This window comes from Meridianimarinicoccus zhengii, assembly GCF_003254465.1.
In the GTDB taxonomy this organism is placed as follows: domain Bacteria; phylum Pseudomonadota; class Alphaproteobacteria; order Rhodobacterales; family Rhodobacteraceae; genus Meridianimarinicoccus; species Meridianimarinicoccus zhengii.
Genome location: NZ_QDFI01000001.1, coordinates 1 through 16,010, shown reverse-complemented (window position 1 = coordinate 16,010; position 16,010 = coordinate 1). Strand labels below are relative to the sequence as shown.

Annotated in this window: 18 protein-coding genes; 7 read left to right on the top strand and 11 right to left on the bottom strand. The window is 68.6% G+C overall.

The window, feature by feature from the left end:
- Positions 1-50: 50 nt before the first annotated feature.
- The 3 genes from DDE13_RS00090 to trhO form a co-directional block, all read right to left on the bottom strand.
- Positions 51-1,385, bottom strand: a complete 1,335-nt coding sequence (locus tag DDE13_RS00090) for a S41 family peptidase (RefSeq protein WP_111400704.1) — start codon at positions 1,383-1,385, stop codon at positions 51-53.
- Positions 1,386-1,547: 162 nt separating this feature from the next.
- Positions 1,548-3,068, bottom strand: a complete 1,521-nt coding sequence (gpmI, locus tag DDE13_RS00085; RefSeq protein WP_111400703.1) for a 2,3-bisphosphoglycerate-independent phosphoglycerate mutase — start codon at positions 3,066-3,068, stop codon at positions 1,548-1,550.
- A gap of 172 nt (positions 3,069-3,240) precedes the next feature.
- Positions 3,241-4,158: an oxygen-dependent tRNA uridine(34) hydroxylase TrhO gene (trhO, locus tag DDE13_RS00080; protein ID WP_111400702.1), complete on the bottom strand. Its 918-nt coding sequence runs from the start codon at positions 4,156-4,158 to the stop codon at positions 3,241-3,243.
- A 112-nt stretch (positions 4,159-4,270) separates the two neighbouring features.
- On the opposite strand from trhO, the gene pncA reads away from it, so the two are divergent.
- Positions 4,271-4,873, top strand: a complete 603-nt coding sequence (pncA, locus tag DDE13_RS00075; protein WP_111400701.1) for a bifunctional nicotinamidase/pyrazinamidase — start codon at positions 4,271-4,273, stop codon at positions 4,871-4,873.
- Positions 4,874-4,893: 20 nt separating this feature from the next.
- Positions 4,894-6,183, top strand: coding sequence for a nicotinate phosphoribosyltransferase (pncB, locus tag DDE13_RS00070; protein ID WP_111400700.1), 1,290 nt, complete (start codon positions 4,894-4,896; stop codon positions 6,181-6,183).
- Positions 6,184-6,207: 24 nt separating this feature from the next.
- On the opposite strand, the gene DDE13_RS00065 is transcribed toward pncB, so the two are convergent.
- Positions 6,208-6,531, bottom strand: a complete 324-nt coding sequence (locus DDE13_RS00065; protein ID WP_111400699.1) for an H-NS histone family protein — start codon at positions 6,529-6,531, stop codon at positions 6,208-6,210.
- Between the two features lie 262 nt (positions 6,532-6,793).
- Here DDE13_RS00065 and DDE13_RS00060 point away from each other — a divergent pair, with 262 nt between their 5' ends.
- Complete coding sequence (locus DDE13_RS00060) at positions 6,794-7,333, top strand: sigma-70 family RNA polymerase sigma factor (protein ID WP_111400826.1); 540 nt, start codon at positions 6,794-6,796, stop codon at positions 7,331-7,333.
- Positions 7,330-8,055 carry an anti-sigma factor gene (locus DDE13_RS00055; protein WP_111400698.1) on the top strand — a complete coding sequence of 242 codons (726 nt, stop codon included), beginning with the start codon at positions 7,330-7,332 and terminating at the stop codon, positions 8,053-8,055. The genes DDE13_RS00060 and DDE13_RS00055 overlap by 4 nt, the downstream gene beginning before the upstream one ends.
- Before the next feature lie 73 nt (positions 8,056-8,128).
- Here the strand turns inward: DDE13_RS00055 and DDE13_RS00050 are convergent, their stop codons facing one another.
- The gene (locus DDE13_RS00050) at positions 8,129-8,557 is read right to left on the bottom strand and encodes a c-type cytochrome (protein WP_111400697.1); all 429 of its coding nucleotides are present in this window, start codon (positions 8,555-8,557) and stop codon (positions 8,129-8,131) included.
- 350 nt (positions 8,558-8,907) lie between these two features.
- Here DDE13_RS00050 and idi point away from each other — a divergent pair, with 350 nt between their 5' ends.
- Positions 8,908-9,438, top strand: coding sequence for an isopentenyl-diphosphate Delta-isomerase (gene idi / locus DDE13_RS00045; protein ID WP_111400696.1), 531 nt, complete (start codon positions 8,908-8,910; stop codon positions 9,436-9,438).
- 97 nt (positions 9,439-9,535) lie between these two features.
- Here the strand turns inward: idi and sseA are convergent, their stop codons facing one another.
- The 5 genes from sseA to dapA all read right to left on the bottom strand — a co-directional run bounded on the left by sseA (position 9,536) and on the right by dapA (position 12,791).
- On the bottom strand, positions 9,536-10,384 hold the full coding sequence (sseA, locus tag DDE13_RS00040; protein WP_111400695.1) for a 3-mercaptopyruvate sulfurtransferase: 849 nt from the start codon (positions 10,382-10,384) through the stop codon (positions 9,536-9,538).
- A gap of 128 nt (positions 10,385-10,512) precedes the next feature.
- On the bottom strand, positions 10,513-10,797 hold the full coding sequence (locus tag DDE13_RS00035) for a hypothetical protein (protein ID WP_111400694.1): 285 nt from the start codon (positions 10,795-10,797) through the stop codon (positions 10,513-10,515).
- A gap of 79 nt (positions 10,798-10,876) precedes the next feature.
- Positions 10,877-11,353: an SsrA-binding protein SmpB gene (gene smpB, locus DDE13_RS00030; RefSeq protein ID WP_111400693.1), complete on the bottom strand. Its 477-nt coding sequence runs from the start codon at positions 11,351-11,353 to the stop codon at positions 10,877-10,879.
- A gap of 65 nt (positions 11,354-11,418) precedes the next feature.
- The gene (locus DDE13_RS00025) at positions 11,419-11,919 is read right to left on the bottom strand and encodes a TrmO family methyltransferase domain-containing protein (protein ID WP_111400692.1); all 501 of its coding nucleotides are present in this window, start codon (positions 11,917-11,919) and stop codon (positions 11,419-11,421) included.
- Positions 11,919-12,791 (bottom strand): 4-hydroxy-tetrahydrodipicolinate synthase, encoded by an 873-nt coding sequence (dapA, locus tag DDE13_RS00020; protein ID WP_111400825.1) that lies wholly within the window; start codon positions 12,789-12,791, stop codon positions 11,919-11,921. Before dapA ends, DDE13_RS00025 begins: the two co-directional genes overlap by 1 nt.
- Positions 12,792-12,956: 165 nt before the next feature.
- On the opposite strand from dapA, the gene DDE13_RS00015 reads away from it, so the two are divergent.
- On the top strand, positions 12,957-14,882 hold the full coding sequence (locus DDE13_RS00015; RefSeq protein ID WP_111400691.1) for a transglycosylase SLT domain-containing protein: 1,926 nt from the start codon (positions 12,957-12,959) through the stop codon (positions 14,880-14,882).
- Between the two features lies 1 nt (position 14,883).
- On the opposite strand, the gene mnmD is transcribed toward DDE13_RS00015, so the two are convergent.
- Complete coding sequence (gene mnmD / locus DDE13_RS00010) at positions 14,884-15,555, bottom strand: tRNA (5-methylaminomethyl-2-thiouridine)(34)-methyltransferase MnmD (protein WP_111400690.1); 672 nt, start codon at positions 15,553-15,555, stop codon at positions 14,884-14,886.
- A 132-nt stretch (positions 15,556-15,687) separates the two neighbouring features.
- Between mnmD and DDE13_RS00005 the strand changes: the two genes are divergently transcribed.
- On the top strand, positions 15,688-16,010 hold a 323-nt coding region (locus tag DDE13_RS00005), incomplete at its 3' end, for an FAD-dependent oxidoreductase (protein WP_162630806.1).

Here is a 16,010-nt window from a genome sequence, read left to right as displayed (position 1 = left end):
TGTCCGGATCGGTGCCCCGCCGCGCATCTTGGGCGGCGGGGCTGGTCAGGTCAGTCGCCGGCCGAGAACACCGACAGCCCGTTCAGGATGTCGATGGCATAGGCCAGCTGGTAATCCTGCTCGCGCAGTTCCGCGGTGGCGCGGGCGCGGGCTTCTTCTTCCTCCAGTTGCTGCATCTCGTCCTCGGACACGTCCTCGTTCGTCAGGCTGCCGCGCAGGTCGGCCTCGCTCCGGCCGGGGGTGTCCTCCTCGGCCTCTGCCTCGGCTTCAGGGTCGCGGCGGGGCTGTTCCACGATGATGTCGGGCGCGACGCCAAGCGCCTGGATCGACCGGCCCGAGGGCGTGTAGTAGCGCGCCGTGGTCAGACGCATCGCGCCGTCGCCGCGCAGGGGCATGACCGTCTGCACCGATCCCTTGCCGAAGCTCTTGGTGCCCACGACGATGGCGCGGCGATGATCCTGCAACGCACCCGCCACGATTTCCGACGCCGACGCCGAGCCGCCGTTGATGAGCACGACGATGGGCCGCCCTTCGGCCAGGTCGCCTTCGGTCGCGTTGTAGCGGTCGCTGTCGACGATGTCCCGTCCGCGGGTGGACACGATCTCGCCCGCCTCGAGGAAGGCATCGGACACGCGGATCGCCTGTGTCAGCAGCCCGCCGGGATTGTTGCGCAGATCCAGAACGAAGCCGCTGACATTCTCGATCCCGCCGAGTTCTTCCACCGACTCGCGCAGGCCGCTTTCGAGATTGTCGAAGGTCTGGTCGTTGAAGGTAGTCACCCGCAGGATCACCGCATCGCCTTCGGTGCGGGTGCGCACGGCGGTCAGCTTGATCGTGTCGCGCACGATGGTCACGTCGAACGGGTCGGCCTCGTCCTCGCGCACCACGGTGATGACGATTTCCGACCCGACCGGGCCGCGCATCAGGTCCACCGCCTCGTCCAGAGACATGCCGAGAACCGGCTCGCCATCCACATGGGTGATGAAGTCCCCGGCCTCGATCCCGGCTTCGTCCGCAGGGGTGCCGTCGATGGGCGATACGACCTTCACGAAGCCGTTTTCCTGCGTCACCTCGATCCCCAGCCCGCCGAATTCGCCGCGGGTCTGTACCTGCATGTCGCTCGCGTCTTCGGGCGAGAGATAGCTCGAATGGGGGTCGAGCGAGGTCAGCATCCCGTTGATGGCCGCCTCGATCAGGTCGCCGGCCTCCACTTCCTCGACATACTGGGCGCGGATGCGTTCGAAAATGTCGCCGAACAGGTCGAGCTGTTCATAGACCGAACTTTCGCCCTCGCTCTCCTGTGCCAGAAGCGGCCCGGCAAGTTGCGTGCTCAGAATCGCTCCGGCCAGCGCGCCACCGACCGTCGCCCACATGATTGATTTCATCTCAGATCCGTCCTTTCGCCCGCGTGACCCTCAGCGGCTTCGGGGCACAGTAACCGCGGCACCGCGGCGGATACCAGACCCGCACCGCGCCGGTGGCGTCAATGTGACCGCCCCCCGCCTGTCGCGCAAGCTAGCAGGCGCACGGGCGCGGTCCAGCGGCGGTCAGGTGCGCAGCAGGCTTTGGCCCGTCATCTCGGGCGGCGGGTCGATGCCCATCAGCGCCAGCACCGTCGGCGCGAGATCCGCGAGCCGCCCGTCGGCGAGCGTGGCCCCCGCGGGCCCGCCCACCAGCGCCACCGGCACGGGGTTGAGCGTGTGCGCCGTGTGCGCGCCGCCGGTTTCCGGGTCCACCATGGTTTCGCAGTTGCCGTGGTCCGCAGTCAGGAGCATCGCGCCCCCTGCCTGTCCGAGCGCCTCAGTGACGGCGGCAAGGCCCCGATCCACCGCCTCGCAGGCCTTGATGGCGGCATCCAGGTCGCCGGTATGCCCGACCATGTCGGGGTTCGCGTAATTGGTCACGATCAGGTCATAGCCGTCGCGGATCGCCTGCACGAAAGCGTCCGTGACCTCGGCCGAGGCCATTTCCGGGGCAAGATCGTAGGTGGCGACCTTGGGGGATTGCGGCATCTTGCGGTCCTCCCCGTCCTCGGGCGTTTCCTTGCCGCCGTTCAGGAAAAAGGTGACATGGGGGTACTTTTCCGTCTCGGCCAGCCGGAACTGGCGCAGCCCGTGGCGGGCGACCCACGCGCCGAGTGTGTTCACGACAGGTTTCTTGGGGAAGGCCGCGGTCATCCAGGCGTCGTGGTCGGTGGAATAATCCACCATCCCGAGGATCGCGGCCCAGTCGGGGGCCTTGCCCCGGTCGAAGGCGTCGAAATCGGGCTGGGCGATGGCGCGCAGGATCTCGCGCGCGCGGTCGGCCCGGAAGTTCAGGCAGAAGAACCCGTCGCCGTCCCGCGCGCCCGCATAGTCGCCGATCACCGTGGCAGGGATGAATTCGTCGGTCTTGCCCGCTTCGTGCGCCTGCGCGACTGCTGCTGCGGCGCTGGGGGCCGTGTTGCCGGCGCCCTGCACCATGGCGGCATAGGCGGTCTGCACCCTGTCCCAGCGGTTGTCGCGGTCCATGGCGAAATAGCGCCCCGTGACCGTCGCGATGCGCGCGCCGTCCGGCAACTCGGCCTGCAGCCGGTCGATGAAGCCCGGCGCGGAGGACGGGGCAACGTCCCGCCCGTCGGTCACGGTATGGAGTGCGACAGGCACGCCCGCGCCCGCGATCAGCCGGCACGCGGCGAGGATATGGGTGATGTGCCCATGCACCCCGCCGTCGGATGCGACCCCCATCAGGTGCGCCGTGCCGCCGGTGGACTTGAGCGTGTCGATGAAGGCGCGGATGGCGTCGTTCCGGTCGAAGCTGCCGTCTTCGATCGCAAGGTCGATGGCGCCGAGATCCATGGCCACCACGCGGCCCGCGCCGATATTGGTGTGCCCGACCTCGGAATTGCCCATCTGGCCGCTGGGCAGGCCGACATCGGGGCCGTGGGTGATCAGCGTGGCATGGGGGCAGGTGGCCATGATCCGGTCGAAGGTCGGCGTGTGGGCCAGAGCCGGCGCGTTGGCCGTGGCATCGCTACGCGCGCCCCAGCCGTCGAGGATGCACAGGACAACGGGTTTCGGTGCGGTCATGGGGGCCTCCGGGTCTGGTGTTGCCGTCTCATAGCCGATGGATGCGCGCGGGGCGAGGGGTGGGAACCTTCAGCCATGCGGAAAGCCCTTGCGGGCTTGCGCGATGCTTACGCGCGCTGCGCGCGCGGGCCTTCGGCGGGGATATCCCGGCGTAAAAGCCGGGGCGGCGCCTTCAGACGTCGGTATCCGCACGCCCCAGGTGGCGTTCGCCGCGGGCGCGGGCCAGCGCGATCTGCCGCTGGCGTTCGCGGAAACGTTCCTTGTCCTCGGGCGTCGTGTCGGCGTGGCACAGGTGGCAGGACACGCCCTGTTCGTATTCGGGCCGGGCGCGGTCGTCGGGCAGGATGGGGCGGCGGCAGGCATGGCACAGGATGTGCGGCCCTTCGGCAAGCCCGTGGCCGACCGACACGCGCCCGTCGAACACGAAACAGTCGCCGCGCCAAAGACTGTCCTCGGCGGGCACCTCTTCAAGGTATTTCAGGATGCCGCCCTTCAGGTGAAAGACGTCCTCCACGCCCTGGCCCAGCAGCCAGTTGGTGGATTTTTCGCAGCGGATGCCGCCGGTGCAGAACATCGCGATGCGCTTGTTGTGAAAGCGGTCCCTGTTCGCCGCCCACCACGCGGGGAAATCGCGGAAGCTCTCGGTTTGCGGGTCCACCGCGCCCTCGAAGGTGCCGATGGCGACTTCGTAATCGTTGCGGGTGTCGATCACGGCGACATCCGGCGCGGAAATCAGCGCGTTCCAGTCGGCGGGATCGACATAATGGCCGGTGCGCGCGCGCGGGTCCACGCCGGGCTGACCCATGGTGACGATCTCGCGCTTGAGCCGGACCTTCATCCGCCCGAAGGGCTGGGTGTCCGTGGTGCTTTCCTTCCAGTCGAGATCGGCACAGCCGGGCAGGGCGCGGATATGCGCCAGCACCGCGTCGATGGCCGCGCGCGACCCGGCGATCGTGCCGTTGATGCCTTCGGGTGCCAGCAGCAGCGTGCCGGTGACGCCCTGCGCACAACACAGCCGCACCAGCGGACCGCGGATCGCGGCAGGGTCCGGAAAGGGCGTGAAATGATAGAGCGCCGCAATGATGAACATGGGCGCGTGCCTAGCCAGCGGGCGGGGCGGCATCAAGGGGCGTCGGCGTCGCGGTTGACCTGAGCGGCGCCGTTGCGTAGCCGTCAACCAACATGTTGCGGAGGGAACGCCCATGGCACGCGAGGCCCTGCTGGTCATCGACATGCAGAACGACTTCTGCGAGGGCGGCGCGCTGGCCGTGCCGGGCGGCGCCGGTCTGGTCGCGCCGGTCAACGCGGCCATGGCACAGGCAGAGACGGTGATCCTGACCCAGGACTGGCATCCGGTCGGCCATTCGTCCTTCGCGTCGCAGCACCCCGGACGCGCCCCGTTGGAGATGATCGACATGCCCTATGGGCCGCAGGTCCTGTGGCCCGACCATTGCGTTCAGGGCAGCGCGGGCGCCGAATTCTGCCCGGGGCTCGACACGGACCGCGCCGATCTGATCGTCCGCAAGGGGTTCCGGCGCGCGATCGACAGCTACTCGGCCTTTTTCGAGAACGATCACGTCACCCCCACGGGGCTGGAGGGCTATTTGCGCACCCGCGGGATCGACCGTCTGGTGCTCGTCGGGCTCGCGCTGGATTTCTGCGTGAACTACTCGGCGCTGGATGCCGCCCGCCTGGGCTTCGCGGTCGAGGTGCGCACGGATCTGTGCCGGGCCATCGATCTGGACGGATCGGACGCCGCGGCCCGCGCTGCCATGGCAGGGGCGGGTGTCCGCCTGACCGGCTGACCTGCGAAAAGGGGGCAGCGGTGGACATCGCGCAACGCGTCTATAATCACAAGTGGAAGATCGATCCGATCGTGCGGTCGCTGATCGACACGGATTTCTACAAGCTGCTGATGTGCCAGTCGGTGCATCGCAATCGGCCGGACACCCATGTCACATTTTCGCTCATCAACCGGACGCGGTCGATCCGTCTGGCCGACCTGATCGACGAGGGCGAACTGCGCGAGCAACTGGACCACATCCGGTCGCTGCGGCTGAGCCGGGGAGAATCGACCTTCCTGCGCGGCAACACCTTCTATGGTAAACGGCAGATGTTCCGCCCCGATTTCATGGAGTGGTTCGAAGCTTTCCAACTGCCGCCCTATCACCTGGAAAAGCGCGACGGGCAGTATGAACTGACTTTCGAAGGGCCGTGGCCCGAGGTCATGCTGTGGGAAATTCCCGCGCTGGCTGTGCTGATGGAATTGCGCGGGCGGGCCGTTCTGAAACACATGGGGCGGTTCGAGCTTCAGGTGCTTTACGCGCGCGCCATGACGAAACTGTGGGAAAAGGTGGAGCGTCTCCGCGGCGTGCCCGATCTGCGGATCGCCGATTTCGGCACGCGGCGCCGCCATTCCTTCCTGTGGCAGGACTGGTGCGTGCAGGCGATGCTGGAAGGGATGGGGTCGAGTTTCGTGGGCACGTCCAATTGCCTCATCGCCATGCGCCGCGAGGTGGAAGCGATCGGCACCAATGCCCATGAATTGCCGATGGTCTATTCCGCGCTGGCCGAAACCGACGCCGAGCTGCGCGATGCGCCCTACCGGGTGCTGGCCGACTGGCACGAGGAACACGACGGCAACCTGCGCGTGATCCTGCCCGACACCTTCGGCACCAGCAGCTTCCTCGAACGCGCGCCGGACTGGCTTGCGGGATGGACCGGCATCCGCATCGACAGCGGCGATCCGGCCGCGGGGGCGGAAACGGCCATCGCCTGGTGGAAGAAGCGGGGCGAGGACCCGCGCACCAAGCTGGTGATCTTCTCGGACGGGCTCGACGTCGACAAGATGCTGGAACTTCAGGCGCAATTCCGCGGGCGGGTGCGCGTGTCCTTCGGCTGGGGCACGCTGCTGACCAACGATTTCCGCGGGCTCGTGGCCGATGACGCGCTGGCGCCGTTCTCGCTGGTCTGCAAGGCCGTGAGCGCCGACGGCCGGCCCACGGTCAAGCTGAGCGACAATCCCAACAAGGCGATGGGACCCGCCGCCGAGGTGGGGCGCTACAAGCGCGTCTTCGGCGTCGGCCCGCAGGAACCCCAGCGCGTCATCGTGTGACCCGTTTGGCCGCGCGGGCCGGGGTCAGGCGGAAATCAGCAACTCGTCGGGATCGGTCCCCGCTTCGACGGCGTCCTTGAACCATTGCGGCTGACGTCCGCGGCCGGTCCAGGTGAGATCCGGATTCTCGGGATGGCGGTATTTCGGCGGGCGCGGTGGCGGCGCGCCTTTCTTGCCGCTGTCCAGAAGTTCGGAAATGGAAAACCCGAATTCACGGGCCTTCGCGTCCGCTGCGGCGAGTGCCTCTTTCCGGCGCCGGTCCTCGAAAGTGTCAATGGCGCGGTTAACCTTGGTGCGCAAAGATTTCAGGTCTTCGAGACTCATGCTCGTCAGGTCGACTTCAGTCATTCTCTTCCCCATTTCAGAGTGATTTCTCGTACTGCGTTGTACCGATCAAGACAATTTCTTTTTTCGGGCGCCCCATTTCAAGTGAGATATTATCGTACTTTTTGGCGAGAACTCCACTTAATGGTGTAGTGCCTTGATAAAACGTGCATGAAACGCGGCCGGATAGTTCGCGCCGTATGGCATTTCCGGACATTCCCGCATGACAGCGCGTTGTCGCCGCGCTAGACCACGTATGTCGTGGGTGGTTAGCGCGGTCCGGAACGTGTCACATGTCGAAATCGAACACCTGATCGCGCGGGTCGCGATGGGCGATCGGGAGTCCTTCTCCCGGTTGTATGACGCCGTGGCGCCGAAACTTCTGGGCGTGGCCTTGCGTGTTCTTGGTGACCGGGCCAGCGCGGAGGATGCGATGCAGGAAGCCTTCGTGAAAATCTGGCGCCACGCCGACCGCTACGGGGTGACCGGGCACAGCCCGATGACCTGGCTCATCACGATCGCCCGGAATACGGCGATCGACCGGCTGCGCCGGCAGCGCCCGGTCGAGGATATCGACGCGATGGCCGAAACCCTCGCGGATGTCGGCGCCTGCGGCGAGGCCGCGGCGGTGGCCCGGTCGGAGGCGGCGCGGATCATGGCCTGTCTCGACGAACTGGAACCCGCCCGGCGGGACTCCGTACGCGGAGCATATCTGGAAGGGCGCAGCTATGCCGATCTGGCTGCGCAACACGACGTGCCGCTGAATACCATGCGCACTTGGCTGCGGCGCAGCCTTCTGCGCCTGAGAGAGTGCATGAGCCGATGACCGAGTATGGCGATCCCCCCGGCGGTGAACCGCCGCTGACGCCCGAGGATCGGGCGCTCGCCGCGGAATACGTCCTGCGGCTCCTCGGGCCCGATGCGCGTGCCGATTTCGAATCCCGGCTGGCCTTTTCGCGGGCCCTGCGGACCGAGGTCGCGGCATGGGAAACGCAGTTTTCCGCCATGGCCGATGCGGAAGTGGCAGAGATCGCGCCGCGGCCCACGGCGAAGACGGCGCTGATGCGCGGGCTGTTCGGCGAATCACCGCAGCTCCGCCCGCCCTGGTGGCAGCGCGCCTTCCTGTGGCAGGCCACGACCGTCGCGGCGCTGGCGGCGGCAGTCGGGCTGGGGTTCATGGTCCTGCAGCGTCCCGATGGCCCCGCGCCATTGCTGGTGGGCGAGATCGCCGCGGGCGACGACAGCCTGCGGCTTCTGGTGCTCTATGACGGCGCGGACGGGTCCTTGCGGCTGACCCGCACCGACGGTGTGGCGCCTGCGGGCCGCGTGCTGGAATTGTGGGCGCTGACGGCGCCGGATGCGCCCGCGGTATCGCTGGGACTGCTGGATGAAACCGGCCAAGGGGTCGTGACGATCCCGCCGCGATTGCGGGATGCCGCGGACGACCTGACGCTGGCGATCAGCGACGAACCGCCCGGCGGGTCACCGACGGGTCAGCCGACGGGCAATGTGCTGGCACTGGGCGGACTTGCCGATCTCGAACCCTGATGCACCGCTGAACCCGAACGCGAAACGCCCCGCCGATGGCGGGGCGCGTCGGCCGTGTGGCTGCAATGTCCGGTTATTCGAGACTGGACAGGTAGGCATAAAGGTCGGCGGCGTCCTCTTCGCTGCGGACCTTGTAGGACATGCTGCCGCGCGCGCTGCCATCGTCGAGATATTCCTGCAGGAACCCGGTCGGATCCTGCACGTAGGCCACGAAATTCTCTTCGGTCCACTCAAGCCCCGCTTCGCCCGCCTCGGTCATGGAACCGGAATAGCGGAAGCCGTCGACGCTGCCCGCGGTGCGGCCCGACACCTGGTACAGGTTCGGCCCGGTCTTCGCGTTGCGTCCGGCAAGCGTGTCGCCGGCATCGTTGACAACCACGTGGCAGGCCTGGCAGCCACGGAACGCGCGCTCACCGGCCGCCGCGTCCCCGGACTGGGCGGTGGCCGCCATCGGAATCGCGGTGAGTGCCGTTGCCGCAAGGGCTGCAAGAAGTCGTGTCATGAATCTCTCCCTGTTCAGTCGTCTGACCAGAAGATCGTAGTCCGTTCCCCGGTCATGGCCAAGATGTCGTTGCGCAAGCCCTGGTGCAACGGCGTTGCCGTGCGGGACCGCGCACGGTGCAGTCGTCGCGCACATCGGCATGCGATGCAAGCACTCATGCGAAACATTCTATGTGACGCGCCGCCCCGCGCGCGCCCGGCCGGACGACCATGGGGCGGGACGCGGTGTCCCTGTGTCACGATGTCGGCGTGCAAGTCCGGGGCAGCCGGGTTTAGGCTGGCCGAAGCAGCAGCGGTGGGATGCTGTGATGTGACGTATGCTCAAGGCCCGCCGCCGATCGAGGCCGCAGAATGACCGAACTTATCCCTGCCTGGGTAGATGACGAACTCATGCCGGTGGACAAGATTGCCGTGCATCGCCAGGGGTTGCGGCACCTTGCCGTGTCCGTGTTCATCATGGACGGGCAGAACGTGCTGATCCAGCGCCGCGCCATGTCCAAGTATCACACGCCCGGCCTGTGGGCGAATACCTGCTGCACCCATCCTGCCTGGGGCGAAAGCCCGGCGGATTGCGCGGTGCGGCGCCTGCGCGAGGAACTGGGGATCGGCGGGGTCTATCCGGCCAAGCGCGACACGGTGGAATACCGTGCCGATGTGGGCGGGGGCATGATCGAGCACGAACTGGTGGACATCTTCCTCGCCTCCGCGCCCAAGAGCTTGAAGGTCACGCCGAACCCCGCCGAGGTGATGCAGGTGGAATGGGTCGGGCTCTACGATCTCGCGGCCGAGGTCGCGCGACGGCCCGAACGGTTCACGCCCTGGCTGCGCATCTATCTCCAGGACCACAAGGACATGATCTTCGGCAGTCTCGTGCGGGTCTGAACCGCGCCTGCGCCCGTGCCGCGACCCGACGGCAGGGGGCGGCGCGTCGGGCCGCCCGCCCGTGGCCGCATGGCTGGCCCCGGTGCCCGTGGGCAGGTCAGCCCGTGGCCACCTCCAGGTCGCCATACATGCCCCATTCCGCCCACGACCCGTCATAGAGCGCGTGATCGCTCTTGCCGAGCCGCGCCAGCGCGAGGTTCAGGATGGCCGCCGTCACCCCCGACCCGCAGCTCGTGATGACCGGCCTGCCCAGGTCCACCCCGGCCGCGTCGAAGGCCGCGCGCAGCGCATCCGCGTCCTTCATCGTGCCATCCGCGTTCAGCAGTGTGGCGTAATGCAGGTTGACGGAACCGGGAATGTGCCCCGCCCGCAACCCCGCCCGCGGTTCGGGCGCCGCGCCCCGGAACCGTTCCGGCGACCGCGCATCGACGATCACGTGGTCGCCCAGCTTGGCCGCGCGCGCCACCTGTGTCACGTCGCGCACCAGCGCCGCCTGCCGCTGCACGGTCATGTGCCGGTCGCGGATCACGGGCGGCAGATCCTCGATCTCGCGGCCCTCGGCGCGCCATTTCGGCATCCCGCCGTCCAGCACCGCGACCTCCGTCTTGCCCATCAGCCGGAACAGCCACCACACCCGCGCGGCAGAAAACAGTCCCGCCCCGTCATAGACCACCACCTGGTGCCCGTCGCCCACGCCCAGCTTGCGCAGGCGCGACATGAACTTTTCGGGCGGCGGCGCCATGTGCGGCAGGTCCGACCGGTGGTCCGAGATGTCGTCGATGTCGAAGAACCGCGCGCCGGGGATGTGCCCCGCGTCGTATTCGGCCCGGGCGTCGCGTCCCATGTCCGGCAAGTAGTAGGACGCGTCGAGTATCCGCAGGTCCGGGTCGCGGATGTGATCCGCCAGCCAGCCGGTGGACACGAGGGTCTTGGGGTCGTCGGACATCGCGGCCTCGTTATTGTCTGCGCAACAATATTGCTAGACGCCGCGTGACCCCTGCGCAAGCCCGCGTGCACCGGGCCCGCATGAAAGATCGCGCCCTGACACGCACGTGTGAAGGCGCGATCTCGGGATCACTTGCCCATGGCGTTCCGCACAAGGGCCAGGACGGCCAGCAGCACCCCGCCGCCGACGCCGCCCGATGCGACCTGCCCGATGATCGTGCCGAGCCCGAGCCCGCCCGCGCCTTCGGCGGCCACCGCGCCGGCGCCGAGCATCGCCAGGATCTGCCCGCCAAGCCCGCCGCCGACGATTCCGGCGACCGAATTGACCAGCGTTCCCTGGTTCAGAGACTTCACGAGAGCACCGGCGAGATTGCCGCCGGCCGCCCCTGCGATCAGGCTGATGAGAAGTTCCATGTCCGTGTTCCCCGTTCAGGCGGTACCCGCGACCGCACACCGAAAGCGTAGCACGGCCAGATGGCGAATCCGCGAAGCTTCAGCCGCCCTGCCGCAACAGCCGCGCCTTCTGGCGCTGCCAGTCGCGCTTCGCCTCGGTCGCGCGCTTGTCGTGGTTCTTCTTGCCCTTGGCGATGCCCAGCTTGATCTTGGCGATGCCCTTGTGGTTGAAATACAGCACAAGCGGGACGAGCGTCATCCCTTCCTTCTGGGTCGCGGCCCAGAGCTTCGTCAGTTCCTTGCGGTTCACCAGCAGCTTGCGGCGGCGGCGTTCCTCGTGGCCCCAGGTCTTGGCCTGCTTGTAGGGCGCGATATAGCCGTTCACGAGCCAAAGCTCGCCGTTCTCGACCGCGGCATAGCTGTCGGCGATGTTCGACCCGCCCACGCGCAGGGACTTCACTTCCGACCCTTGCAGCATGATTCCGCATTCGATGTCGGATTCGATGGCATAGTCGTAGCGCGCGCGACGGTTCTCGGCGACGACCTTGTAGTTCGGGTTCTGCTTGTCCTTGGCCATGATCGCCGTGACATATCCATTCCCGCGGGCAAGGCCAAGGGGCCCCGGGTCAGGCCCGGGGCGGGTCAGCCCGCCGGGCCACCGTCGGTCTCCGGGGGCATGTCCACCGTCGGCAGCCATGGTTTGATATCCACGACCGGCGTGCCGTCGAAGGCGTCGGTCGCGTCGATGCCGATCACGCCGGCGTCGATGTCGAGCGACGCGATGACCACGGTCGAAAGCGCGACCGGGTTGGGCCTGCGCGGCGAACGTATGGCGAAGGTGCCCCGCGGCCCGTCGGCATGGCGCGGCGCCTGCACGATCAGGTCGCGGCGGCCCTGGTGCATCCAGGTCATCACGATGATCGGCTGGCCGACCCGAAGCCCGGTCAACCCCGCTGCCATCCCCTCGAACAGTTCGATCCGAGCGCCCTGCCCGGTCGTCCGCGCGGGGCCGATGTTGCGTGGTGTGTCGGTGTCCGGGCCCCAACCGGATCGGACGTGCCCGATGAAACAGACCGTGGCATCCGCGCGCGCGGCGGGATCGAAGGGCAGGACCGCCTCGCCGTCGCGCAGGTCGTCGCCCATCAGGTCAGCCCGGCATGGGCCAGCGCCGCATCGATCCGCGCCTTCACCGGGTCGGTCAGTTCGACCAGCGGCAGGCGCACATCCGGCGCGCACAGGTCCAGCCGCGACATGGCGTATTTCGCGCCCGCGACGCCGGGTTCCAGGAAGATCGCTTCGTGAAGGGGCATCAGCCGGTCCTGATACGCCAGCGCCGTGGCATAATCCCCGGCCAGCAGCGCGGCCTGAAACTCCGCGCACAGTTTGGGCGCGACGTTCGCGGTGACGGAAATGCAACCCACGCCGCCATGGGCATTGAACCCCAGCGCCGTCGCGTCCTCACCCGACAATTGCACGAAGTCCGGCCCGCAGGCCATGCGCTGTTCGCTGACGCGGGCCAGATCGCCGGTCGCATCCTTCACCCCGATGATCCGCGGCAGCTTCGCCAGCGTGCCCATGGTGGCGGGCGTCATGTCCACAACCGACCGGCCGGGAATGTTGTAAATGATGATCGGCAGCTCGCAGCAATCGTGCAGGGCCGTGAAATGGGCGATCATGCCCGCCTGCGTCGGCTTGTTGTAATAGGGGGTGACCACCAGTGCGGCATCCGCGCCCACGGCGGCGGCGTGCCGCATCAGCCCGATGCCCTCGGCGGTGTTGTTCGACCCGGCACCCGCGATCACGGGGATGCGCCCCGCGGCGGCCTTCACCACGGTTTCGATCACCGCCTCGTGCTCGGCATGGCTCAGGGTCGGGCTCTCGCCCGTGGTGCCCACCGGCACCAGCCCGTGGCTGCCCTGATCGACATGCCAGTCCACCAGCTTGCGCAGTTTGTCATGGTCCACCGCGCCGTTCGTGAAGGGGGTGACGAGGGCGGGAAGCGATCCCTTGAACATGACGGTCTCCTGCGTATGCGCGGTGCAGGCCGGGCGCCCCCCGGCCATCCGCGTGGCTCATACAGGCCGCCGCCGGGATTGCCAAGAATTTGAGTTGCGCCGCCCGCGCGGGTTGCTAGGTCTGCCCCAGCACGGGTTCGGGCACGGGAACAGGGGCGGGGCATCATGGGCAGGCGGATACTCCTCGGGGCGGCGTTCGCGGCGGCGGCGGCGCTGCCCGCGCAGGCCGACCTCGCGGGGGCGCTCGATCATGTCCGCGCGCGGGACTGGGCCGCCGCCGACCGCGCCGCGCGGGCGGAGGGCGAGATCGCCCGCGCCATCGTCGCATGGCACCGCCTGCGCGCGGGGGACGGGTCGCTCGACGACTACCTCGCCTTCCTGCGGGACTATCCCGACTGGCCGGGCCTGCCGCTCCTGCTGCGCCGGGGCGAGGCCGTGATCGACCCCGCCGCCCCGCCGCGCGACGTGATCGAATACTTCTCCCACCACCTGCCGCAGACCACCGACGGCGTGCTGCGGCTGGTCCGCGCGCTCGACGCCACCGACCGGACCGCGGATGCCGGGGCGCTCGCCGTTCTCGCCTGGCGCAGCATGGACCTGGGCGCCCAGGCCGAAAGCGTGCTGCTCGCCGCCCATGGCGAAGCGCTCGCCGCCCACCACACCGCCCGCATGGACGACCTTCTGTGGCGCGGACGGCTGGAAGCCGCCGAACGGCAACGCACCCGCGTGCCCGAAGACTGGCGGCGCCTGCACGACGCCCGCGCCGCCCTGCGCGACGACCGCCCCGGCGTGGACGCGCTGATCGCCGCCGTGCCCGACAGCCTGGCCGACGATCCCGGCCTCGCCTTCGAACGGATGGAATGGCGCGCCCGCCGGGGCCGCGACGACGGCGTGATCGAGATCCTGCTCGACCGGTCCACCAGCCCCGAACGCCTCGGCCGCCCCGAGGCCTGGGCCCCGCGCCGGCGCCTCGTCGCGCGCACGCTTTTCGGCGATGGTCGCACGCGCGAGGCGTATCTGATCGCGTCCGGCAACCACCTGACCACGGGCGCCGATTTCGCCGATCTCGAATGGCTGGCGGGCTATCTCGCCCTGCGCAATCTCGACAGCCCCGCCGCGGCGCTGGCCCATTTCCGCCGCCTCGGCTCGGGCGTGTCCAGCCCGATCAGCCTCGGCCGCGCCGGATACTGGGAAGGCCGCGCCCACGACGCCCTCGGCCAGGCCGCCGATGCACAGGCCGCCTATGCCTTCGGGGCGGAATACCAGACCAGCTTCTACGGCCAGCTTGCCGCCGAACGCGCGGGCCTGCCGCTCGACCCCCGGCTCGACGGGCACGAAACCTTCCCGGTCGCCCGCGACAGCGCCGTGGCCGCCAGCAGCGTCTACCGGGCCGGTGTCGCGCTCCACGCCGCAGGCGACCTCACGCTCGCGGCGCGGTTCTTCGCGCATATGGCCGAAAGCCTCGACCGTGGCGATATCGGGCGGCTCCTGTCCCTGACGGAACAACTGGGCGAACCCTATATCCAGCTCACCATCGCCAAGCGCGCGGCGGATCGCGGCCATGTCTTCCACCGCGACTATTTCCCGGCGGCGCGGATCGACGTGCAGGGCCGCCCCGGCGTGACCGAGGAACTGGCCCTCGCCATCGCCCGGCGCGAAAGCGAATTCAACCCGGTGGTCCAAAGCCCCGCGGGCGCGCGCGGCCTGATGCAGGTCATGCCCGGCACGGGCGAGGACGTGGCCCGCGATCTCGGCGTGGCGTGGTCGCTCTCGCGGCTCAGCACCGACCCCGACTACAACGCGCGGCTGGGCACGGCGTATCTTGCGCAGCTCATCGACGAATTCGGTCCGAACCCGGTGCTGGTGGCCGCAGGCTACAACGCCGGTCCCGCTCGCGCGCGTCAGTGGATCCGCGAATTGGGCGATCCGCGCGCACCGGGCGTCGATATCGTGGACTGGATCGAAGCGATCCCCTACCGCGAAACCCGCAACTACGTGATGCGCGTGACCGAAAGCCTCGCCCCCTACCGCGCGCGCCTGACCGGGCAGACCGGGCCCGTGACCCTGTCGGCGGATCTCGCGGCGCGCTGACTCAGGCGAGATGGCCGAGCGTCATGTGCCGCTTGCGCCCGAAGCCCGGCACCTTGGCCACGGTGAAACCCGCGGCTTCCAGCCCCCGCCGCACGACACCCGCCGCCGTATAGGTCGCAAGCGTCCCCCCCGGCGCGGTATGCAGCGCCACGTCCGTCAGAAGCGGCGCTTCCCACAATTCCGGGTTTCGCGCCGGGGCGAAACCGTCAAGAAACCACGCATCGGCCACGCCGTCCCAGCGCGACAGGGTCTCGCGCGCATCGCCCAGCACGATCTCGGCCTCGAGATCCGGGGCGCGCAACCGGGTCTCGCCACGGTCCCAGGCGTCCAGGAACGGTTGCGCCAGCGCGGCGATCTCGGGAAAGGCGCGCAGCGCCAGCGCGATATCCTCGGCGGGAAGGGGGTAGGCTTCGAACCCGGTATAGCGCAGCGCCCCCGGCACGCCCGCCGTGCGCCACGCCTGCAAGGCGGCGAACAGGTTCAGCCCGGTGCCGAATCCCAGCTCCGCGATGTGAAACCCGGGGCGGAAGCGTTCCGGCAGCCCGTTGCCCGACAGAAACACGTGGCGCGTTTCGGCCAGCCCGTCCTCCAGCGAATAATACGGGTCGTCGAACCGCTCCGATACCGGCACACCGGTGTCGCCCCACTGGATTTCGACCGGATCGGCTGTCATGACGGGTATCTCCTGACCTCGCGGTGAACCGATGCTCCCCTGTTGCGTAAAATTGCGACAAACCCGGAAAAGTCAACGTGATGTTGCACTGCGGCGAAATCTGTCGTCGCGGCCGGACAGGGGGGAACCGCGATGCGGCCTGACGTGATCCTGCGCGGTGCGGGGGTGTTCGGGCTGGCCTGCGCATGGGCCTGCGCGCGGCGCGGTGCGCGGGTGGCGGTGGTCGACCCCCATGGCGTGGGGGCGGGTGCGTCGGGCGGGATCGTGGGCGCGCTCGCGCCCCACGCCCCGGGCGGATGGAATCCCAAGAAGCAGTTCCAACTCGACAGCCTGCTGATGGCCGCAGACTGGTGGGCCGGCGTGGCGGAGGCGGGCGGCGGCGATCCGGGCTACGCCCGGCACGGGCGGTTGCAACCGGTGCCCGACGACCGCGCCCGCGCGCTGGCCGACGCGCG